The following is a 21105-nucleotide window of genomic DNA, read 5'->3' as shown; positions in this document are numbered from 1 at the left end:
TCTTGTTGGAAACGAAAAAGAAATGAGGTCTCCTGATGCAGCAACAACAGGTCAGACAATTTGTCGAGCGCTATTTGGCGACTTTTTCTGCCCATATCGTCGAGTCTCACCCAGATTATTTCACAGTCAAGCTCCCTGTCGAGGTGGACAAAGATATCGGCAATCGCCCTTTTTACTGGAGCTGGGTGGATAAGATGAATTTGGCTTATCAACCATTAGTACTCACCTTTACTTTTCATCCGGATTGCATGCCAGAGGGTTTGCGATCCGAGCATCTGCATCTAGGGGCTGCCCGCATGCAACAAATTTTCGCTTCCACCAAAAAGCATGGCAGCTTTGTCTGTATGTACGAGCAACAAGGGGGACTTTTAGGTAATGCCGGCAAGCGTCGGTCAACCCCTCTCGTGCCTTGGCTCGGGATGAACTTGAAGGTTTCTCTACTCTGTGACAAGCGACGTGACATTTTATTGTACCTGGGGATTAATTTGCATCAGCCACGGATGGTGGCGGATTTCACTTCGTTTTTATTTTCACTTTCCTTGACCCCTACCATCCCTGACTACTATTACACGTTGGATCGAAAGGTAACCATACAGGAAGCCCTCCAAATGGTACAACTGGAAGTCGAACATACATTGGGACAAGAAGATCAGCAGTGGGCAGAGGAAGCGCGTACACGTTTACGCGAAGAAATGGCCATCTTGGAAGCGTACTATGAAGAATTGGCACGGCGCGAACCACAAGATGAGCAGACAAACGCAGACGAAACCGAAGATGAAGCAGAGCAACCAGTAGCTCAGTCGTCACTCGGGCAAGAGGCTCAGCAAACCGAGCCTGATCCAGCTGGAACAGCTTCTGTCGAACAGCCAATATCTTTTGACGAATACCGGGCTTCTGGCGGACGAATCCTCGACTTTTTACGTGCAAATGGAATCCAAACCACTCCACGCGAAGAGATTAATCAAGAAGAATGGAAAAAGAGCACGCCAGATGAGGAAAGACAACGCCGAAAGGACGAGCTGGCATGGCAATACGAGCCGCGAATCGAGGTTTCGTTTATCAACGGTGGCTTGTTTTATTTATCTTCCATTCCTCCGCTCATGCGGTCATCGAAAGCAAAAAGCATGCGACATCTCCCCGCATCAGGGCGAATCATGTAAAAGATCAACGAGAAAATGTGAAACAGAAAAGACACGTTGCAACAAATCTTTTTGTCATAGCTGGTTACAATAGGAATAGGTTAAGCCTTTACAAAAGGTGGTGCATAGTTGTGACCAGACGATTTCTTCCTTTTATCGCTGCTCTTTTGTCTCTGATGCTGCTTTCCTTACCAGCTTTTGCGCAAGACGAAGCAAGCTGGGACAAGCAATTCCAAGCACAAATTCGAGAATGGATGGATGCAATCGCAAGCCGAGACCCCCAATTCAAGCAATGGCAGGACGCAAAGACGGACGTGCAAACACTTGGTGCAGGGCAGCATCAATGGCTAGTAAGTATAAAAAAAGCGGACAAGCAAGTAGGGTATTTGGTGATTGGAGAAGCACCTGATTCCACCTCCCATGAGAAATTTGTTCTCCTGGAATACGGTGTCGGGGAGTACATCTTGTTCGATGACGCTTTTGCTCCGAAAGAAATCGCGGCAGAGCCAGTTTATGACGGGTTCGCTTCCTACTGGCTGATCACCCAGAAGTCAGATACACAAATGGTCAATGCAAAAACGGGAGAAATGTATCCCACTTCCTTTCAAATTAGCGAGCCCACAGTCGATGCTTTTGCAGGCGAGAAGCTCATACAAAATGGACAACGCCTGACTCAAATGAGAATTTTAAACGCAGCCGAGGCTGATCCTTTTGATCATATCGGGTGGGTCAGCCAAATGAGTACAACGGACACAGACGTGTCCTGGAACCAATTGTGGCAGCAAGATTATACCTCGCCGGTAACATTAGCCGTCCCGATTCATCAGTCACAGGTTTTGGCACCCTTTGTCGTGGGGTCCCTGCATTTATGGAACGACCAAAATGCTTATGTCGGCGTATGGGATGAGGGCCTGCGCTTTGTCCCGTATTCGTATGCCCATCGCGTCGGACGATTTTTTGTAAACGAAACAAGCTCTCCTGCCGAATAACCGGTTGGAGAGCTTGTTTTTTACGTTTTCTATTCACCGATGTTCTGTAGGAGAGAGACGTTCATGAACGGCATGAAAAATTTCATTGACCGTCATTCCCTCTGCATTAATGATGGGAGCACCTGTAATCGTTTTGTTTTCATCACCCAGTACGTTGATATCCTGGCCTGTAATGACAATCGCATCTACCACCTGCTGCCAGTTGCCCAAATCAACAACATCGTAACCATTTTGACGCAGCATCTTGCACAGTTCAGACAGGGAATTTTCTACCGCTACTCTCGCCATATGCACCCTCCGTCTTCGTTCATGATAGGTTTGCGAATTTTATTTGCGCCACAACAGTCGAATGGACATAGGAATGGCACCAAACCAGCGTGACGACCAAGACTCGCGTGGAGTCTTACGCAAACGGCGTTCATCTTTCGGGGTATCCATGTACTGAACAAACAGTTTCGTCAGGTACTTTAAATATTCCTGAAAGGACATCGCACTTGACCTCCTTCTTACTCACGGATTCACACCATGGCGCAAGCGCTGTCCCCTCTATTGTTCCCCGTCCTGCGTTCTTTCAACCACTTGGCTCGTAATTTCCATCACAATATCGGAAAGGCTCTTCCCTGTCGTATCCACCTGAATCGGGGCGAAATCGTATACACCAGCTCGCTCCGCCATTAAGGTTTTTACCCTTGTCGCTACGCCTCCTGCCAACAAGGGCCTGCCTGTATCATTTTCCAAACGCTTGATGAGCTCTTCTTCCGTGGCATACAGCGTGATTACGATGCCGTGCTCCATCATCATCTCTACGTTTTGCTTCCGTAATACAGCTCCTCCCCCAGTTGTTAGTACCTGATGCCCTGCTGCCAGTAATTGTGCAAGACGTTTCGTCTCGACGTCTCGGAAATACGCTTCGCCCTGATCAGTGAAGATTTCTGGTATGCTGCGACCTTCACTTTCCACAATCGCATCATCCAAGTCCGTATGCTTCATTCCCAAAGAGGCAGCGAGTGCGGCGCCAACCGTGGTTTTTCCTGTTCCCATAAATCCGACTAACACCAGGTTTTTCATTTTGTTTCTGCCGCCTTTCCAATCGTTCGGTATGTATTGATCTTCACCGTTTTTTGTTGTTGATTGTACGCTGTCTCATATTCTAATGCTTTTTCAAAAAATGACAGTGGAACCATCGTACGTTCTTTGATTTCGATTAACGGGCTGCCTAAATCTATTCGCTTCCCATCTACGACAGCAAAGCGCTCCCGTTCCTTTATAAATACTTCGCGTCCATTTCCTTTTACGCGGATCATTTGTTTCTTGTCGTCCCAGCTAATGGCTAATCCCATTTTCTCACCGAGCTCACGCAGCGGAATATACACCGTATTTTGGGTGACTCGAGCCGGAATCGATGGATAAAAACTCATGTTATTGATGATCGTGGTGATATAGGGCTCCAATTGCACGGCACCAAAGCCATTCTTATTTGCACTATTGGTATACAGGGTGAAATATTTCGCTTCCCCTTGCAAGGTTTGCCCAAGCGCCTGATCGAGATGCTCTGCACCAATGACACTGCCATGATAATTTTGCTGGACGCGCTGCAAGAATCGCTTATAGGCATCGTCACCGATTTTGCGGCGCAGGTTATCGAACAAGAGTGCTCCCCGGGAATACCAGGTCAGCTTAAACTCTTCTTCAGTGGCAAACTTCTGCAATGGCTTGTCCAGCTTTCCATTTGGATAGCGCTCTTGCAAACGTTTGACATCCCGGTTGTACTCATCTAACAAAGTCGTAGCTGATTGGGCACCATAACGCTTCTGCAAGTAATGGGACACACCGAGCTCCACCAGCCCCTCATCAAGCCACCCATGCGAGGACTCCAATGTAGCCACACTGTTGTACCACCAAAGATGCCCCACCTCATGCGGCAGCCAATGATCGATCAGATTGTTGTGATGCATGTCTCTTTTGAATACGGCGAGATTCGCGTACTCCATGGCGTACGTCGTTCCTGTACTCGTTTCCGCAATCGCCACGTGCGGATACGGCAACGGACCGTACATGTCGATGAAAGTAGGAAATACCGATTGGGCAATGCCCTTGATTCTTTCTATGTTCCCTTTATCAACGGAAGCAATGTCAACCGTTAAATTCGGAGCAAATTGAATCGTTTCAATGTGATAAAGCGGACTTCCCACCAGTCCAAAGTTCAACAGATTTTTTGCTTGATAATGGACTTGTTGCTTACTCCCACCGATTGACTTCGTTTGTCCTCTACCCCATGAACTGACCCATTTGTAGCCTTGTGGAGAGGTAAATGACACATCGTAATCTCCATAGTGGTAAACGAATGGATCACCAAAATCAACGCGTTGCGGCGGATTATACCAAACACCTTTTTGATTTTGGGCCCCCAGCATCGGGTACCATGTCGTCAACGTCCATATATCGTCTTTGACTCCAAATCGTGTACCCCTACGTGGAACCGGGTTCTCGAATTCAATGGTTAAGGCGCCACGAAGCTCCTTACCTAGAGGATTTGCCAGCTTCACCAGCGATTGGCCACGTTCAAAAGAAAGCGGCTTGTCCTTGTAGCGAATCGACTTCACCGTCATTTTGTTCCAAAGGTAGTCGTAAATATACAGCCGTACATCTGGAGTTTTCGGGTTGTCAAACTCCAAGGTCATATTCCCGGTTATTTTTGCTTCGGACGTATGTAATTCTGCTTGAATCTTATAGACAGGGTTCAAATCCTTTACATAAGACGGCAGAGGCGGATCATAGGAAAATGGATCGACGAACTTTTGCTCCTCCTCAGGTGATTGATTCATGGCAATGATTTGAGAAATGGCTGGCCAATACGCGACGACCCCAACTGAGCCAAAAAAAATGAGGATCGTCACACATACTAGCAAGCTCGTTTTATGTAGTGATTTCATGACAGCCCCCAAATAATAAACCGCCCGGCGGCAGGCGCTAAATGTTTTTGTTTCATTGTAGCAAATATATGTCAAACTGAGTAGAAATTCAGGAGATTCTGTAGAGAATACGCCTTATTTGACAATGGTCTTTCCTGAGTGAAATAAAAAAGCCGCCACTCATTGTATCGTAATGATTGGCAGCTTTCTTTAGCGTTTACCAGGTTTCGTACATAATTTTTCCTGTCTGGCTAAGATCATAACCCCCGACCGCTTCCAATTCCTTTTGAAATGGACGTGAATCGAGAACATCAAGAACGGCCTGAATGAGCGGTTCATTGTCCTTATTTTTCAACAAGACAAGGTCATATCGCTCACGCACAGTTGGGACAAACTCCACTCCCACGAGTGAAGCTGCCTTTTCAATACCCACCCCTACGTCTGCCTCGCGCCGTGCTACTACCCCTGCGACTGCCAAGTGATTGGACTCTTCCCGTTCATAGCCAATCACGTCCTTCCCCGCTATTTTTGCCAGTCGAAACTGTTCTTCAATCAACGTGCGTGCACCAGACCCTTTTTCCCGATTGACCATTCGAATCCCCGGCTTCGTAAAATCGCTCCATGCTTTGATCTGTTTCGGATTACCTGCCTGAACGTAGAATCCGGCCCAACGTGACAACATATTGATGACAACAAAACGATGCCCACACAAAATGCGACGAATATACGGGACATTGTATTCGTTGGTATCCCCATCGTACAAGTGTGTGCTGACGATATCAGCCTTACCTGTATACATCGCCACGAGGCTGTTCAGAGAGCCCACGTACGAGCGAAGCGGTCGGTATGCCTCATCCTTTTTCTCCAAATGCCCGGCTAGTAGGTCCAAGCTCACATCCTGTCCGCTAATAATAATATTGCGGCCTGTACCAGTCTGCTCATGTCGTGACGTCTGCTGAGCTTGTCCTGTCTGTGGGATGCTGACGGCTGAGGCTTGTCTGTATTCTCCCTTTGCCTTCGCCTTGTACGCTTCCAGATCGCTTTCGTCTACGCGCATTTGCCTCCCGACTCGATAAGCGGGCAGCTCTCCTTTTTTAATCAGATCGTAGACCGTCAGCTTAGAAATACGTAGAATTTTTGCTATCTCTTCGGTGGTATAAGAATTTTGTTGACTCATGTCCCGCCTCCGTTATCTCCTTTGCTCTATTTTCAAACAACTGTCGTAAAATCGCAATTGATTATTCATTACGAATCCATATAATCTAGTTATGTCCAGTTATAATTAATTATAACTAAATATAATTATGGAGGTCTTTTTTTATGAAGAAGCACTGGTTAGCCTTATTGACGGCATTTTGCTTGATGCTCACTGCTTGCTCGACAACACAAACAGCCCCACAAGCAAGTGAGCCAGCAAAAACCGAAGCAGCAAAGATAGAATTGATGATTTCTGCTGCTGCTAGCTTGACGGATGCCTTGAATGAGTTGAAAACGCAATATGAAACAGAACACCCGGGAACGACCCTCACCTTTAACTTCGGTGGCTCGGGAAAACTCGCCACACAAATTACGCAAGGCGCTCCGTCTGACGTATTCTTGTCGGCTAGTAAAAAAGACATGGACGGTCTAGAGGAACAGCAGCTGATCGCCAAAGACACTCGCCAAGACTTCACGAAAAACTCGCTTGTTCTCATCGCAGGTAACACAAGTGCTGTCGCAGTCTCTTCTTTTGAAGAGCTGAGCAACGCAACGATCAAGCACATTGCCGTCGGTGAGCCTGAGACAGTCCCTGCTGGACGATATGCGAAAGAAACATTGGATACGCTGAAAATGTGGGATTCTCTTTCGGCACAAATGGTATTTGGCAGCGATGTTCGCCAAGTCTTGACCTTCGTAGAATCCGGTAACGCAGAAGTCGGTATTGTCTATTCCAGTGATGCCGCCGCTTCGAAAAATGTAAAGGTATTGGCAACAGCCAAGCCTGAATGGCACAAACCGATCGTTTATCCAGGTGCGGTCGTCAGCGCATCGAAGAACCCAGATGCAGCAAAAGCTTTTCTTGCCTACTTGACAAGCGACAAAGGAAAAGCGATCTTACAGAAGTATGGGTTTCAATAAATAAACCAACCGAATCGAAATTGGAGGTGGCAAGCGTGATCGAAACGAATCTTACTCCTTTGATGCTTTCCCTTAAAGTAGCTGCGCTCTCCACCTCCTTTGTATTTGTCCTTGGGATGGTTTTTGCAAGGTGGATGACACAAAAGGATTTTTGGGGGAAGAATGTGCTGGAGTCCTTCTTTTTGCTTCCGCTTGTTCTCCCTCCCACTGTTGTTGGCTTCGGCTTGTTGATGCTTTTCGGAAAAAACGGCTTTCTCGGCCAGCTACTGCATGAATGGTTCAATATTACCGTCGTCTTTACGCTGACAGGAGCCGTCATTGCCTCGATTGTCGTTTCCTTTCCATTGATGTATCAGAGTGCAGTCGCTGCCTTTACAGGAGTAGATCAACGTTTAGAGAATGCAGCACGCACGATGGGCGCTTCCGAATGGCGATTATTCTGGACCGTTACCTTTCCGTTGGCTTGGCCTGGCCTGTTGGCTGGGTTTGTTCTTTCTTTTGCCCGTGGTTTAGGGGAGTTTGGTGCTACGCTGATGCTCGCAGGCTACATCCCTGGGAAAACCGATACGATTCCCGTCGCCATTTATTTTGCTGTTGAGGCTGGTCAAATGGATAAGGCATTGTTTTGGGTCATCATTATTGTTTCCTTAGGTATGGGTACGACTCTCTGGCTGAATTGGTGGAGTCGTCGAAACGTGCGCAGGTACGCCAATCAAAAGTAAGGCAGGTGAATGGTACATGCTCTTTGTCAACATACAGAAGCGTTTGCCTGATTTTATTTTGGATGTGTCCTTTTCGGTGCAGAAGGAAATTGTCGTGCTGTTCGGACCATCCGGCTCTGGCAAAACAACGATATTGAACAGTATTGCAGGTCTGGTTCATCCCGATACCGGCGTGATCCAATTAAACGAGAAAGTCTTTTATCGCGAAGGACAGAAGCCCCTTCCCGTACAAAAACGCAACATCGGGTATTTATTTCAAGATTATGCGCTGTTCCCTCACATGACAGTCGAGCAAAATGTTCGATACGGCTTGAAAAAAGAGCATGAGCTAAATTTGGCTCCATTGTTGTCCACAGTGGGAATCGATCATCTGCTGCAAAAATATCCTCACCAATTATCCGGAGGACAAAAACAACGGGTGGCACTCGTACGTGCACTTGCAACTGAACCAGACATTCTGCTCCTTGATGAGCCTTTATCTGCGCTGGATGCGGATACGCGTAAACAATGCCAGGATGAGTTGCTTCGCCTTCACGCTATGTGGAACATCCCGTTTCTACTAGTCACCCATGATCGTGAAGAAGCCGAGAAGCTCGCAGATGTCATTTTCCTGATTGATAACGGCACAATCAAAGAACGGAAACATGAAAAAAGCCATTCAGCAACGTCCATTTCCCGATAATGGGATGGCATTGCTGGATGGCTTTTTACTATCGAGCTGTGATTGGTTCAATTTTCACATCGTTTTGTTTTGCCCACTTATGTACTTCGACAAGGAATTGCAGTACGTCATGGCTCTCGTGATGGACACAAAGGGTATCGGCCGCCAAGTCAATGTGCTCGCCATTGACCGTCATTACTCTTTGTTTTAAAACGAGCTGACGTGTCTGCTCCATGCGTTCTTCCTTGCTGATCAGCACGCTTCCTTCCAACTCACGCGGTGCCAATCGACCATTCGGCAAATAAGCCCGCTCTGCAAATACTTCCTCTGCCACTTGAAGGCCGTGTTCCAAGCCTGCCTCTACTAGCTTACTGCCAGACAACGCATAGAGGATCAATTCCTCATCAATATCCGCAATGGCTTGGACAACCGCTTCGGCGAGCTCTGGGCGTTCAGCTGCTTCGTTATACAACGCGCCATGCAATTTCACATGGTGCAGCTCCCCACCGAGTGCTTTTGTAGTCCCAGCCAAGGCTGCAATTTGATACAGCACCAGCTCATATACTTCATTGACAGATAAGTTCATCGAACGACGTCCGAAGCCTTGAATATCTGCATATCCGGGATGTGCCCCGATTTTCACATCATGCTTGAGTGCAGCTTCGATTGTTCTGCAAATAATATGTGGATCTCCTGCATGCAATCCGCAAGCAATATTAACGGAGGTGATCCATTTCATAATCCCCAAATCCTCAGATTGTCGACCTCTGCTGAAGCCCTCTGCCATATCGCAGTTAATATCCAGATGAATCATGTATGCTCACCTTTCTTTCGCTAATCTATCTCTTGAAAACGCATTCATGCGCGTGGCTTCTCGTTTTCTTCCACTTTAGCATACCATGTACGCCCGTTTAACAAAAGCGAAAAAGCTGCCGAAAATTGGCAGCTTATGAACAACTTATGTCGAACCAACGGTTGCTTGGCTGCTTTCTTCTGTCTGTAAGGTCTCTGCTAGTGCCATTACCTGGTTCTTCTCTTGTTTATAATCGTATTCCTTTGCCTTATCCGGTCTGGCATTGTTGTACTCTACCGGGATCTCATGGCGATGGGAGCGTTCAATTTTTGTTACGAAGTGCAGCTTTTCCATAATGCGAATCGTTTCATCCAACAAATTGGCATCCACATACATCGAAACGTAATTTAAGCGTTTGGAGATGTAATGAATGGTGCCAAATTTGCGTAAATTTTTGGCGGCACGCGTGTTTTTCACCCACACGGCGACCCCCAGACGTCGCTCTCTCATGTTTTGCCGTCGGTCTCCTTCCCAATCGTGGTATACTTACTGGTGAAAGCTAATTACAGAAAGGAATCGTGGTCCTATGCTGGCTACGTTTTATCATCAATTCGAGGAAGCGCTTCACCGCGAAAAAATCGTGACCCATAGCAGTTGGCGAACATATGCAGGCCAGCTCTTTTTCTATGTATGCAGTACGCTCCCTGCTCCTTTGCTGACAAAGCAGCTCATGGAAACAGGAGAGCGCCTGACCACTGATACCAAATTAAAGCCAGAATGCATTTACGTGCGCTCTGATGACGCGCAGCATGTGTATCGCTTCCGCTTTCGCGTACCTGACGAGAAGCAGTTTTGCTGTGGCAATCTTTGTGAAGACTGTTTTCTGCTGCGCCAAAATGAATCGGGAACAGCGTGAATTACGATGGCTTTTTCACACTGCAGCCGCAGCTTCCACCTGTCCCGCAACCACTGCCCTGCGCCTCTAAAAATGGATTGTTACTCGGTACCTTTATCGTTTCCGAGACGGAATGAGCAATGGTTCTACTCACCTGATACAAGAGCTCATCCAGAGCATCCTCTGCTCGCTTGAATGCCTGTACGGAATCCCTCAGTTCAATGTTGCGCTTCAGTTCCCGTACTTCTTTGGATATATGATTGTAATCCGGGTGATACTTCCCGAACCGTTGCACATCTTCGTACTGTTCCTTCTTAGCCTCGAACACGACGAGCAGACGTTGCACTTCCTCATCTGCTTCCATTTGGCGTTTGGCCTCCAGATAATCTGAGACCTCGCGCGAGTGGTTAATCATCGTGGACAGCTCATGAGACTCCATGATCAACTGTGTCATATCCACAGCTTCCAATGTTTCCATAAAGCGAGACCTCCTTTCGCCGTAAAGTGAAAACCTTACGTCATTCCTGATTGTATCACGATGCACACCCTTAGTACAGATATTCGGGCACGACAATGCGCACTCGCTCAATGTTGTCGAGACGGTAGCACTGTTTGCCGCCCTGTCCGGCAATCGTAACCATCCAGTACCCCATTTCCAGGCGTACTTCTGTCGGCAGCCCTCGCAGCTTTTCTTTGCCGTTTTGCTGGATCTCGACTTCCAGCTTCAGTTCTATTGCGCGCTTAAACAAATCCCGCATGGACTGTGGATGATACGATTGGAAATGCTTCGTCCACATTTTTGGTAGTGCGGCGATTTGCTCATTTTGCTCAGGGAACGTGTTTTCAATAGCATAACCGTCCCAAGGCCGTTCAATGAGTAGCAGGCCTTTATTCCCCGCTTGACTATTTTGATGCGGCTGGAGCTCTTTGCTTGCGCTAGCAACATGTGACAGCACTTGCGGCTCATAACCGAAGTGACGTAGTAAACGGATTAGTTCTTTTTCCTGCGAGTGTGGAATTAAAAACGCATTCGGCGATATCACTTGGGTAAGAAATGGGTGAAAGTCAGGAATTTCGCGCCATTCCTCCAGAAATCCAGCATGTGCTGTCCGCACGAGGAAGTACGGCTCCATTTGAATCTGCCTTGCTGTTCTCGCCCATTGGCTCACAACCTCAATCAAGCTCTCAGGCAACGGATGAACACAGGAGGCGCGGAGCTTTTCGATGACTTGCTCCTCCGTCCCTCCTTGAGCCAAATACGATTGCAACAGCCTTGCTTGCAATTCACCCCGAATCAATTGCCCATCAAATTGGAGCTGGCAAAATCGGCTGATCTCCCATACATCCAGCAATGGAACAAGTGGAGGGATTGTAATGGCACCTGTGGGGTCCACAAACCAGCCTTCCTCCGACGATAATCGCGGCAAGCTGCTCCAACGCCAAAAAATCCCTCGCTCCTCGTCCATCCCGAGCTGAATCCATCCCAACCCTAACAGTACATGCATCCATTGCTCCACAATGAGCTCCTCTGCATTGTCGGGTAAAGGGAATCCTGCTTCGTTTAGCATGCGCAATTGCTCATGGATGGAACACCACTGCTCGACAGGAACCTGTCCCATCAATTGAATGAAAAATTCCCACCAGTCGCCATGCGGCAAAAATTGTTCCATGACGAGTTGGTACATCTCTTCCCAACGTACGAGCGGCAGTTGATGTAGCCATTGCTTCGTTCGATTGAGATCGAGTACGAGTTCTCGCTCTTCCCTATGCACCAAGCCCAGTCTGAGCGCAATATCAAGGACAACGGTCAAAGATAAGCCCTCTCTTTGTTCCTGATCGAGCGGCGGAATCACGATTCCTTTTACATGCTCGTCTGTAAACGAGAGCAGCGGCAGCATTTTTTGCGACATCCTGCGATGAATGCTTCCTTTTTGCGTTATAGGAATTTGGTTGTCTCGAATAAACAACAAAAGCCCAAAAAGATCCAGCTGTATCCCTCTGCCTGCTGATATATAATAAGGGAGCGTTTTTGAAAGAGAAACAAAAGCCTGAGAGGCTTCCGGCAGCATTTGATTCGTCAACTGTTCTCGAACCTCTTGTGGCATCAAATAGCCGATCTCACTCCACATTTTCCGTACAGTCAAGATCAGTCCAAGCCGTCGCAATTTCGTCAAGCCGACTGACAGATGTCTGTGCTCTTTTGCCGTTTCGCGTTCCCAAGCTCGTTTGCTAAAAAAACCTCTCGTCGCTTTGGTTACGAAAAGCCGGATAACGGCTCGTTCCAGCTCATCTGCCTGTTCCCATACTTGCCCAATAAAAGCGGGGTCCAACAATCTCGCTGTTAATTCTTGCTCTTCGGCAATCTGATATCGTTTGGTCTGTTCATGTAGAATCGCTTGTCGCGTTGATTCGGACAGGTATTCCAGCGAATCCTTCACACGCACGCCTGTCACCTCAGTTTATATGATGTTCGATTCATTACTTTTACCAATTGGAGGGATCTTGATGTTGCATGTATTTCCTAGTTTACTCTTAACAGCAACCTTGGCAGTAACGGGTACACAAGTCTTGTCACCTCAACATCCTACCGTATCTGAGCCTGTGGCGAAAGAGGCTGTACAAGCAGATGCTGCTTACGAGGCCGTTGCAGCTCCCTATCCGCCGGCTGTGCAGGAAGCTTTGAAGAAAGTTCGAAAAAATGGCGGACACACTATTGTTCGTGCCAATGGAAAATCTTATGTAGTCGTAGGTGCAGGACAGCGCCCTACAGGAGGATATCGTTTAGTGGCGGACCAAGTCAAGCGGACTGGCCCTCATGCCTTTGCCGTACACGTTCGGGTACAAGCACCAGCTCCAGGTTCGATGAAAACACAAGTCATCAGCTATCCGACGTTGGTGATTGCCCTGCCAGACCAGCAAGCAAAAGTCAGTGTGCATATGCGCTAGTCTATCCACGAAAAAAGCCGACAGTTCGAATGCCACAAGGCGTATCGAAGTCGGCTTTTTTCCTTTTCCCAACAGTTACCCTTGCTTATTCAGGGCTTTACCTCAATGGAAAAGCTCTCTGCAACACCATACGACTCGTGGTTATTATGAGCCAATTCTACCTTGACCTCATGCTTCCCAGCCGGGATATCCTTCATGACATAGCTAGGCTCAAATACTTTGGCGATCTTTTTGCCGTCGAGGTACAAATGAACATGACCTTCCCCGTGCTTGTTTTCTTTCCCCATGTTTTCGAGGGAAAAAGAGAAGTTCGTAACGGCCAATTTGAGTTGCAAATCATCTTTCTCAAGGGTATGCGTCACAGCGAGTGTCGGCGCTGCATGATGAGCGTGCGACTCGTCTGCTACCACTTCGGTTTGCGCTTGTTGGTTCGCGTACACAAACCATTCCACACCAGCCGCAATGGCAATCAAGAGAAACAAGCGGAAAAGAAATCGTTTGGTTTTCACCGGAGCTGCTCCCTTCCAATATGAGTCTTACCCCAGTGTGCCCGACTCCTGATTGGTTCATTCATCCATTTTTGCTGATTGATTTAACCTGCTATCCATACATACTCAGCATTCCAATAGGTAAAAGTAACCACAAGATGCTTTGGGGAGGTCAGTGACTGCGTATGAATGCATGGAATGGAACTCTTTCTATTTTTGCTTTAGGAGGAGTATATGAAATCGGCAAAAACATGTACGGGATTCAATGCGGGGATGAAATCGTCCTCATTGATTGTGGATCGAAGTTCCCGGATGAGAGTTATTTAGGAATTGATCTGATCATACCGGACATTAGTTATCTGCTTGAAAATCAGGAAAAAGTCCGAGCCTTGATTGTCACGCATGGTCATGAAGATCACATCGGGGGCATTCCCTATTTTTTAAGACAATTAAACGTCCCTGTTTACGGTACCCGCTTAACGTTAGGACTTATCGAATTGAAGCTGAAGGAGCATGATTTGCTTCATCAGTCCACCCTTATCTCCATCGATCGTCTCTCTACTATTTCATTAGGCTCGCTCACGATCAGCTTTTTTCAGACGAACCATAGCATTCCTGATTGCTTGGGTGTTGTATTTGAGACAAAAGCAGGCTCTATTGTGCATACGGGCGATTTTAAATTTGATTTAACGCCAGTGCATAAGCAATCCCCCGATTTGCACAGAATGGCCGAAATCGGTCAGAAAGGTGTATTAGCCTTGTTGTCGGAAAGTACCAATGCGGAGCGCCCAGGCTTCACTCCATCAGAAAAGAACGTGGGCGATCGTCTGTTAGAAGCATTCAGTAAGGCACGGCAGAAAATATTTGTCTCGACGTTCGCTTCCAATGTATACCGCCTGCAACAAGTCATTGATGCGGTAGAAGCGACGAATCGAAAGCTAGCTTTGCTTGGCCGAAGTATGGTCAATGTGGTCAAAATCGCATCGGAACAAGGCTATTTACATATACCAGAAGACATGTTGGTGGAAATAGAAGAAGTGAGCGAGCTCGATCCAGGCCGTGTCGCTGTCCTTTGCACGGGAAGCCAAGGCGAACCGATGGCAGCCTTATCCCGATTGTCGACCTCCGGGTATCGGCACGTTAAAGTAGAACGCGGCGATACCGTCATCCTCTCTTCTTCCCCCATTCCAGGAAACGAACGGAATGTAGCGCGCATCGTCGATAACTTGTTTATTATGGGCGCCAACGTAATTTATGGCTCTGGGACAGGCATGCATGTGTCCGGGCATGGCTTCCAAGAAGAGTTGAAGCTCATGCTCACTCTCATGAAGCCAAAATACTTCATCCCCATTCATGGTGAGTATCGGATGCTCCATCAACATCGTCTGTTGGCTGAATCCGTCGGCGTTGATTTCGAGTCCATTTTCATTGTAAATAACGGAGATGTCGTGGATATTCAGGATGGTGTAGCTGTACAGGAAAGAAAAATCCCTGCTGGAAATACCTTGGTAGATGGTTTGGGAATCGGTGATGTAGGAAATGGAATATTACGGGATCGCAAGCATCTTTCGGAAGATGGCATTCTCGTGATCGTTGTGACGCGCAGTAAAACCGACGGCAAGATTTTGTCGGGTCCTGACCTTATTTCCCGCGGTTTCATCTATGCCCCGGAATCAGAGGGTCTCTTGGAAGAAGCCACTCGCATTGCATCCGAGGTGATCACCAATTTGCAGGAAGCGAATGTGAGTCAGTGGAACCGCTTGAAGCAAGGAATGCGGGAATCGATTGGGAAATTCGTATATGCCAAAACAAAGCGCAGACCCATGATCCTGCCGATTATTATGGATGTGTGAGGGAAAAGCCTTCTCATCATAGTCGTTCCACCTGCCTTTGAACCGAAGCAGCCATAGAAACAAAAAGAGAGCCCACCAGCTCTCTTTTTTCCCCTCAAAATATCTTCTTCGAATCCCGCTCTTCCTTCAATATCTCTACAGCCTCGCGAAAACGCATAGAGTGAACGACTTCCCGTTCCCGCAAAAACTTCAAGCTGTCCTGCAAATCAACATCATCGGTCATGTCAATCAGCCATTGATACGTCGCGCGGGCTTTTTCTTCGGCCGCGATATCCTCATACAAATCCGCGATCGGATCGCCCTTGGCAGCTATATAGGCAGCCGTCCACGGCACGCCACTGGCATTGTTGTAAAAGAGCGCCCGATCATGATTGGCGTAATGGTCACCCAGTCCCGCTTCCTTCAACTCTTCGACAGTCGCGTCTTTGGTCAGCTTATACACCATCGTGGCAATCATTTCGAGATGCGCAAACTCTTCGGTAGCGATATCCGTTAATAATCCGACCACTTTATTTGGGATCGTATACCGTTGGTTCATATAGCGCAGAGCGGCTGCCAACTCTCCATCCGCCCCTCCGTATTGCTCAATCAAATACTTCGCCATTCTTACATCGCACTTACTGACACGAACCGGATACTGCAGTTTTTTTTCATAGATCCACATCGGTTTCGTTATCCCTCTCTTCTAAACTTGCCAAGGCCATGGATCATCATTCCACTGCCACGGATACCCTGAATAGCTGCGACCAAGATTTTGCAAAGGCCCGTACGATTTCTCATATTCGTTTGCCAAACCCCAGCGCTGCTCCGTTAAATCGTTATACTGCTGGAGCGCATTCTGATCGGTTGGATGCGTATCTAAATAAAGACTGAGCTCTACCAGTACAAAGTCGATCGCTTGCAGTTGTTCAAGCAATGCGTAATATTGTTCATCGCCAAATCTATTTTCAGCTGTCATGAGTGCTCCCTCCCCAAATGACTCAGTCTGGGATCATAGGGGCTAAAAAGTGCCGGCCATAACGTACCTAATCTCAACGCTTCCATCGGGCTGTATTGCGGCAAGTTCTCCGGCTGAAATGTCATGAACAGCTGAGGGGGTACCTGGTATGTCTTCACCCGAATCGGCGGACAAGGATCATAGGGACCAACGTACGGATAATAGTCGCGTGTTTGCGAATGCAATGCCAAAATCCTCCTCCAGCTTGCAATGTCTGTTCCTTCATGACTACACTATGCAGCCCACCCAGTAGGCGTGATTGATCCCACAAAACGAAGAAACCGCTCTCCTCCATATAAGGAAAGCGGTCCAGCATTTACGATTCCACCTGTCCAGTCCATTTCGCCATGCCGCCGTCAAGGTTCGCTACATCTTTGTAGCCATTTTCGAGCAGGAGGTTTCCGCTCTCCACTCCCATCCTTCCGGTATGACAGACGAAGACAACTTTCTTGTCTTTCGGGATACTCGAGTATTTCTCACTGATCTCTGCGAAAGGAATATTTATGGCATTGGGGACTCTTCCCTCTTCAAATAATTCGGGCTCGCGCAGATCCACAATCACCATCTCTTGTTCATCCGTCATCCATTGCGACAACTGTCCTGAATCAATGACTTGCAAAGATGGTTTGGTATTCCCAAATACGAGGGCTATAGTAGCGAGAACCACCAACAGAGCGCTCACTATCCATCTCTTTTTCATCCTATCCACCTCTTCGATTTCTATCTTGTCTTTCACCCTTACCAAAATGCCATAAAGTCCGAAATACCGAGCAGGATAAACACGATTCCAGCCAATTTTTGCGTGACCGTACCCCATTTCCTCGTTTTGTTCATGAGAGAAGGGCTATCACTTGCGACGGCAAGCAGCAGTAATACGATGAGCAATGGAAGCGCCGTGCCAAGTGCAAATACAGTGGGAATGATCGGGCCGAACGAGCTCGTGAACATCAAAGGCATCGTCAGTCCAAAATAGAGCCAAAACATCGTCGGACAAAACCCGAGGGAAAAGGCAACGCCAAGCCAAAAGGATTGTGTCTTTCCCTCAAATCGCTCCGAAAAACGCTTGATTTTTTCCTCAAATGATTGCGTATGTAGAAATGGCAGTCGAATCCATCCGATTAAGAACAATCCAATCAAAATAAACATCGGAGCTAGTAGCTTTCTCGCCCACTGAAACAAAGGAATCGCTTGTGTAGAGAGTTGTTCACCGAACGCAAATACGATTGCTCCCAAAGCGGAATACACGACTGCTTTGCCAAGGATGAACATCCAGACATGACTACGAAAGCCACCTCTGACGACGACATTCTTCCCGAACACAGTAAAAGCAGCCACATTCCCCGATAACTGGCACGGTGCAAATGCGCCAACGATCCCGAGCAACAACGCTCCAATCAACGGTGCTTGTTCGCCCATTCCGTAATACAAATCGGAAAAGGGCTTGCTGATCCATGCTCCATATTGATACAAGTACGAATACCAATCCATGCTTCTCCTCCGAGTGGGTCTTCCTTTTCGTTTATTTTACAGAAAGGTTGTGAGGAAACTATGAAGAAAAAAAGAAAGGCATGATTCGCCTCTCCTTTGCTTCATCCCGTCACTTGCAAGCGTCCTATCATGCCGCTTTCTTTGTGTCCAGGGATCGTACAATAAAATTCATAGGTTCCTTCCTCCAATGCCTTCCACACGGTTTCAACAGACTCTCCTGGTTTGGCGTGCAAATGAACCACACCTTCAGCCATTGCTCCATGATGATGTTCGCTGCTTGATTCTGAAATCGTAACGATTTTTCCATGAGACACAACCTCGATATCGTGCTCTACATTGCCATCATTTTGAAAGACAACTTTGATCTCCGTATCTTTTTTCACGGTAAATTGGTTCGGTTTATACGAAAAGTCGACGGCTGTGAGGGTGATTTCTGTCGCGCGATCGCCTGCATAAAGAGCCGGGGATGGAAACGGTAATGATTGAAACCAGAAGAAGACGGCAAGCAGCAACACAGCTGGAGTGCCTGGATGATGAAAAAAGGAGGACCACTTCGTTTCTTTTTTATTGAAATCAATCAGCTTGGCTACGAGCAGCATACATACCGTATAGAGCATGACGAAAACAAACAGGAGAGGCTCTACTTTTTCACTGGGAACCATCTCTCCTAGCATGGCGCCCATCATCCCGCCCATGACACCCGATAAAATTCCTTCTACAATACTCAGGATCGACAAAGGAACTCCTAGCAGAAAACCAGACAGTCCACCAGCCAGCATTCCCCACATGGTGGATACATAAAGGTCTCCCCTGTAAACATCGCCGAGGATCAACCCACCGATCAACCCAATCATCATACTGACAGACATCGTGCTCATCATGCCTTGCATATGATCGATTCCCTGCTTTCGTCGCCATATAAACCATGTAAAGCAAACATAAGCGAAACCGACATAGATCAGTACCTGATACACCGCGCTCAAGATACCACCCCCGAGTATATTCTCCACATTGTAAAGTATGTCCTACGTCAACAAAATAGGACAAAACGAACAAGAAAACCCTCTGACTACTGTCGAGAGGGCTCACACCTTTTCTAGTTCGCATACCGATTGGCAGCCTTTGCGCTCTCAAATTCCCCCTGATGATGGATACATGAAACATAGTGGTCGGATGAGATTCGCTCTAGCATAGGTTTCATATTCCGGCAGTGGTCAACCTGATGGGGGCAGCGGGCAAGAAAAGGACATCCTCGTTGGATTCCTTCATTCTGTACTTCCCCATCTACTATCAGCTCTTGCCTATGTTTGAGAAAATGATTGAGATCGGATACCACGGCTACGAGTGCGCGTGTGTAAGGGTGAGAGGGATGATACAGAACCTCATGGGTCGGTCCGATCTCGACGATATTCCCTTGATACATGACAGCTATCCGATCACACATGTAGGCAGCCGTCGACAGGTCATGGGTAATAAACAACATCGTCAGACCCATTTCTTCTTTCAATGATTTTAATAGCTGCAAAACGCCCATTCTGACCGACACATCCAACATGGAGGTCGGCTCATCAGCCGCAACGAACTTTGGTTTTAAAATGAGCGCTCGAGCGATTGCAATTCTTTGCCGCTGTCCCCCGCTTAGCTGATGCGGATAGCGCTGCAGAAAGCTTTCGGCAGGTCTTAGCTCGATATGGTTGAGAATTTGAAGCACTTGATCCCTCTTCTTTTCAAAGGTACTCGCTTTTTGATGGGCATGGAGCGGCTCCATTAAGATTTCAAGAATCGTCATTCCCGGATTCAATGAATCGTACGGGTCCTGAAAAATCATTTGCATCTCTTGCCGAATTCCCCTCACTGCCCGGTCTCCTAATCGGCACAAGTCTTGCCCATTAAAAAGAATTTGACCGGATGATTCTTTTGTAAGTCGCATAATCATTCGAGCAGTCGTTGTTTTCCCGCACCCACTCTCCCCGATGATCCCGAGAATCTCCCCCTTTTTGATAGAGAAATTCACATTGTTTACGGCATAGACCGTCGTCTTTTTGCTGCGAAAAAACGCTCCCTGCTTCTTTTCAAAGCGTTTGACCAAATTTTGCACCCTCACCAAATCATTATTGGATTGCGACTTTTGCGGATCGGTCATGTCTTACCCTCCTACAAAACAGGATACAAAATGCCCTTCATGCACTTCTCTTAATGGTGGAGACTCTACCTTGCATTTGTCTTGCACATGCTGGCATCTCGTATAAAATCTGCACCCTATTGGCGGGTTTATGAGCAGCGGCACTGTCCCCGGAATCGAACGACATTCTTTCTCGGGGTCATTTATATCGGGAGTGGCAGCGAGCAAACCTTGTGAGTACGGGTGCCTTGGGTTCGTAATCAATTGTTCCGTTGTCCCACATTCCACAATCTTGCCCGCATACATAATGGCTATCCTTTCACAGATAGCTGTCACCATCGGCAGGTCGTGAGAGATAAGGATAATGGATAAGTCCATAGATCGTTGCAGATCTTTCAATATCGCGATGACTTGCGCTTGGGTCAACACATCCAGTCCGGTCGTCGATTCATCTGAGATGACGACCTGCGGATTACAGGCTAGCGCCATCGCTATGGCTACACGCTGTTTCATTCCTCCGCTGAATTCATGTGGGTACGACTTGCGCCTCTGCTTCGGAATCCCGACCCTTTCCAATAGCTGTTCTGTTCGTCGGATCGCTTCACCCATCGTTATTTTTTCATGTAACAAAATCGCTTCCACGATTTGATCCCCGACCGTAAATACAGGATTCAAGGCATTCATCGCGCTTTGGGGAATAACAGAAATCGATTTCCATCTGAGCTTTTCGATCTGCTCTGCTGGCGCCTGCAACAAGTCGACTCCACCCAGCATGGCCTTCCCGCTTATGACCTTCCCCGGGTATTCGAGCAAGCCCAGAATGGACTGAATCACGGTGGACTTCCCGCAGCCAGACTCTCCAATCAGTCCGAGCATTTCCCCCTTTTCTAGGTGAAAGCTGACATTCTCAACCGCTTCTACTACACCATTTGCCGTAAAAAAGTGTGTGTGCAAATTTTCGACGACGAGAACTTTATTCATG

27 protein-coding genes are annotated in these 21105 nt (G+C 47.5%); 8 read left to right on the top strand and 19 right to left on the bottom strand.

The features are described 5' to 3' along the window. Positions 1–35: 35 nt before the first annotated feature. Together HP398_RS00345 and HP398_RS00340 are read left to right on the top strand one after the other, a co-directional pair. Positions 36–1160, top strand: a complete 1125-nt coding sequence (locus HP398_RS00345; RefSeq protein WP_173621536.1) for a YqhG family protein — start codon at positions 36–38, stop codon at positions 1158–1160. A gap of 110 nt (positions 1161–1270) precedes the next feature. Continuing rightward, on the top strand, positions 1271–2128 hold the full coding sequence (locus HP398_RS00340) for a hypothetical protein (protein WP_017247967.1): 858 nt from the start codon (positions 1271–1273) through the stop codon (positions 2126–2128). Positions 2129–2161: 33 nt separating this feature from the next. On the opposite strand, the gene HP398_RS00335 is transcribed toward HP398_RS00340, so the two are convergent. The 5 genes from HP398_RS00335 to HP398_RS00315 all read right to left on the bottom strand — a co-directional run bounded on the left by HP398_RS00335 (position 2162) and on the right by HP398_RS00315 (position 6217). Continuing rightward, positions 2162–2416 (bottom strand): YkuS family protein, encoded by a 255-nt coding sequence (locus tag HP398_RS00335; RefSeq protein ID WP_017247966.1) that lies wholly within the window; start codon positions 2414–2416, stop codon positions 2162–2164. Between the two features lie 39 nt (positions 2417–2455). Further along, positions 2456–2617 (bottom strand): YqzE family protein, encoded by a 162-nt coding sequence (locus HP398_RS00330; protein WP_007725773.1) that lies wholly within the window; start codon positions 2615–2617, stop codon positions 2456–2458. Between the two features lie 57 nt (positions 2618–2674). Continuing rightward, positions 2675–3196, bottom strand: coding sequence for a shikimate kinase (locus tag HP398_RS00325; protein ID WP_069844598.1), 522 nt, complete (start codon positions 3194–3196; stop codon positions 2675–2677). Continuing rightward, positions 3193–5061, bottom strand: coding sequence for a stalk domain-containing protein (locus HP398_RS00320; protein WP_026043023.1), 1869 nt, complete (start codon positions 5059–5061; stop codon positions 3193–3195). The genes HP398_RS00325 and HP398_RS00320 overlap by 4 nt, the downstream gene beginning before the upstream one ends. A 196-nt stretch (positions 5062–5257) precedes the next feature. Next, positions 5258–6217, bottom strand: a complete 960-nt coding sequence (locus tag HP398_RS00315) for a helix-turn-helix transcriptional regulator (RefSeq protein ID WP_069844596.1) — start codon at positions 6215–6217, stop codon at positions 5258–5260. Positions 6218–6360: 143 nt separating this feature from the next. Between HP398_RS00315 and modA the strand changes: the two genes are divergently transcribed. The 3 genes from modA to HP398_RS00300 are packed head-to-tail and all read left to right on the top strand — an operon-like array spanning position 6361 to position 8562. Then, the gene (gene modA, locus HP398_RS00310) at positions 6361–7158 is read left to right on the top strand and encodes a molybdate ABC transporter substrate-binding protein (protein ID WP_106833414.1); all 798 of its coding nucleotides are present in this window, start codon (positions 6361–6363) and stop codon (positions 7156–7158) included. Between the two features lie 35 nt (positions 7159–7193). After that, a complete protein-coding gene (modB, locus tag HP398_RS00305; protein WP_017247962.1) occupies positions 7194–7880 on the top strand; it encodes a molybdate ABC transporter permease subunit in 687 nt (228 codons plus the stop codon). Positions 7881–7896: 16 nt separating this feature from the next. Continuing rightward, positions 7897–8562 (top strand): ABC transporter ATP-binding protein, encoded by a 666-nt coding sequence (locus HP398_RS00300; protein WP_173621535.1) that lies wholly within the window; start codon positions 7897–7899, stop codon positions 8560–8562. 28 nt (positions 8563–8590) lie between these two features. Here HP398_RS00300 and HP398_RS00295 read toward each other — a convergent pair whose 3' ends face one another. Both HP398_RS00295 and HP398_RS00290 read right to left on the bottom strand, forming a co-directional pair. Then, the gene (locus tag HP398_RS00295) at positions 8591–9355 is read right to left on the bottom strand and encodes a LamB/YcsF family protein (RefSeq protein WP_017247960.1); all 765 of its coding nucleotides are present in this window, start codon (positions 9353–9355) and stop codon (positions 8591–8593) included. 144 nt (positions 9356–9499) lie between these two features. Continuing rightward, positions 9500–9844, bottom strand: a complete 345-nt coding sequence (locus tag HP398_RS00290; RefSeq protein ID WP_007725782.1) for a YlbG family protein — start codon at positions 9842–9844, stop codon at positions 9500–9502. Between the two features lie 76 nt (positions 9845–9920). Between HP398_RS00290 and HP398_RS00285 the strand changes: the two genes are divergently transcribed. Then, positions 9921–10250, top strand: coding sequence for a hypothetical protein (locus HP398_RS00285; RefSeq protein ID WP_017247959.1), 330 nt, complete (start codon positions 9921–9923; stop codon positions 10248–10250). A gap of 1 nt (position 10251) precedes the next feature. On the opposite strand, the gene HP398_RS00280 is transcribed toward HP398_RS00285, so the two are convergent. Next, complete coding sequence (locus HP398_RS00280) at positions 10252–10707, bottom strand: YlbF/YmcA family competence regulator (RefSeq protein ID WP_017247958.1); 456 nt, start codon at positions 10705–10707, stop codon at positions 10252–10254. A 70-nt stretch (positions 10708–10777) separates the two neighbouring features. Then, complete coding sequence (locus tag HP398_RS00275) at positions 10778–12673, bottom strand: hypothetical protein (protein ID WP_173621943.1); 1896 nt, start codon at positions 12671–12673, stop codon at positions 10778–10780. A 61-nt stretch (positions 12674–12734) separates the two neighbouring features. Between HP398_RS00275 and HP398_RS00270 the strand changes: the two genes are divergently transcribed. Next, a complete protein-coding gene (locus HP398_RS00270; protein WP_017247956.1) occupies positions 12735–13175 on the top strand; it encodes a protease complex subunit PrcB family protein in 441 nt (146 codons plus the stop codon). 89 nt (positions 13176–13264) lie between these two features. Here the strand turns inward: HP398_RS00270 and HP398_RS00265 are convergent, their stop codons facing one another. Continuing rightward, entirely contained in the window at positions 13265–13684 is a 420-nt protein-coding gene (locus HP398_RS00265) for a thioredoxin domain-containing protein (RefSeq protein WP_017247955.1), read from the bottom strand. Positions 13685–13848: 164 nt separating this feature from the next. Between HP398_RS00265 and HP398_RS00260 the strand changes: the two genes are divergently transcribed. Further along, entirely contained in the window at positions 13849–15516 is a 1668-nt protein-coding gene (locus HP398_RS00260) for a ribonuclease J (RefSeq protein ID WP_173621534.1), read from the top strand. A 94-nt stretch (positions 15517–15610) separates the two neighbouring features. Here HP398_RS00260 and HP398_RS00255 read toward each other — a convergent pair whose 3' ends face one another. The 9 genes from HP398_RS00255 to HP398_RS00215 form a co-directional block, all read right to left on the bottom strand. Continuing rightward, positions 15611–16180, bottom strand: coding sequence for a manganese catalase family protein (locus tag HP398_RS00255; RefSeq protein ID WP_017247953.1), 570 nt, complete (start codon positions 16178–16180; stop codon positions 15611–15613). 21 nt (positions 16181–16201) lie between these two features. Then, complete coding sequence (locus HP398_RS00250; RefSeq protein WP_173621533.1) at positions 16202–16474, bottom strand: spore coat protein CotJB; 273 nt, start codon at positions 16472–16474, stop codon at positions 16202–16204. Next, positions 16471–16698 (bottom strand): spore coat associated protein CotJA, encoded by a 228-nt coding sequence (locus tag HP398_RS00245; protein ID WP_017247951.1) that lies wholly within the window; start codon positions 16696–16698, stop codon positions 16471–16473. The genes HP398_RS00250 and HP398_RS00245 overlap by 4 nt, the downstream gene beginning before the upstream one ends. Further along, positions 16629–16829 carry a hypothetical protein gene (locus HP398_RS00240; protein WP_173621513.1) on the bottom strand — a complete coding sequence of 67 codons (201 nt, stop codon included), beginning with the start codon at positions 16827–16829 and terminating at the stop codon, positions 16629–16631. Before HP398_RS00240 ends, HP398_RS00245 begins: the two co-directional genes overlap by 70 nt. Continuing rightward, positions 16830–17213: a rhodanese-like domain-containing protein gene (locus tag HP398_RS00235; RefSeq protein WP_017247950.1), complete on the bottom strand. Its 384-nt coding sequence runs from the start codon at positions 17211–17213 to the stop codon at positions 16830–16832. A 38-nt stretch (positions 17214–17251) separates the two neighbouring features. After that, positions 17252–18001 carry a cytochrome c biogenesis CcdA family protein gene (locus HP398_RS00230; protein WP_173621532.1) on the bottom strand — a complete coding sequence of 250 codons (750 nt, stop codon included), beginning with the start codon at positions 17999–18001 and terminating at the stop codon, positions 17252–17254. 101 nt (positions 18002–18102) lie between these two features. Next, the gene (locus HP398_RS00225) at positions 18103–18975 is read right to left on the bottom strand and encodes a cupredoxin domain-containing protein (RefSeq protein WP_173621942.1); all 873 of its coding nucleotides are present in this window, start codon (positions 18973–18975) and stop codon (positions 18103–18105) included. 122 nt (positions 18976–19097) lie between these two features. Then, entirely contained in the window at positions 19098–20144 is a 1047-nt protein-coding gene (locus HP398_RS00220) for an ABC transporter ATP-binding protein (RefSeq protein ID WP_173621531.1), read from the bottom strand. Positions 20145–20147: 3 nt separating this feature from the next. Beyond that, positions 20148–21104 (bottom strand): ABC transporter ATP-binding protein, encoded by a 957-nt coding sequence (locus HP398_RS00215; RefSeq protein WP_173621530.1) that lies wholly within the window; start codon positions 21102–21104, stop codon positions 20148–20150. Between the last annotated feature and the right edge of the window lies 1 nt (position 21105).

This window comes from Brevibacillus sp. HB1.4B, from assembly GCF_013284285.1.
GTDB classification, from domain to species: Bacteria; Bacillota; Bacilli; order Brevibacillales; family Brevibacillaceae; genus Brevibacillus; species Brevibacillus porteri.
The sequence above is the reverse complement of the archived record's forward strand: the minus strand, read 5'-3'. Positions and strand labels throughout refer to the sequence as shown.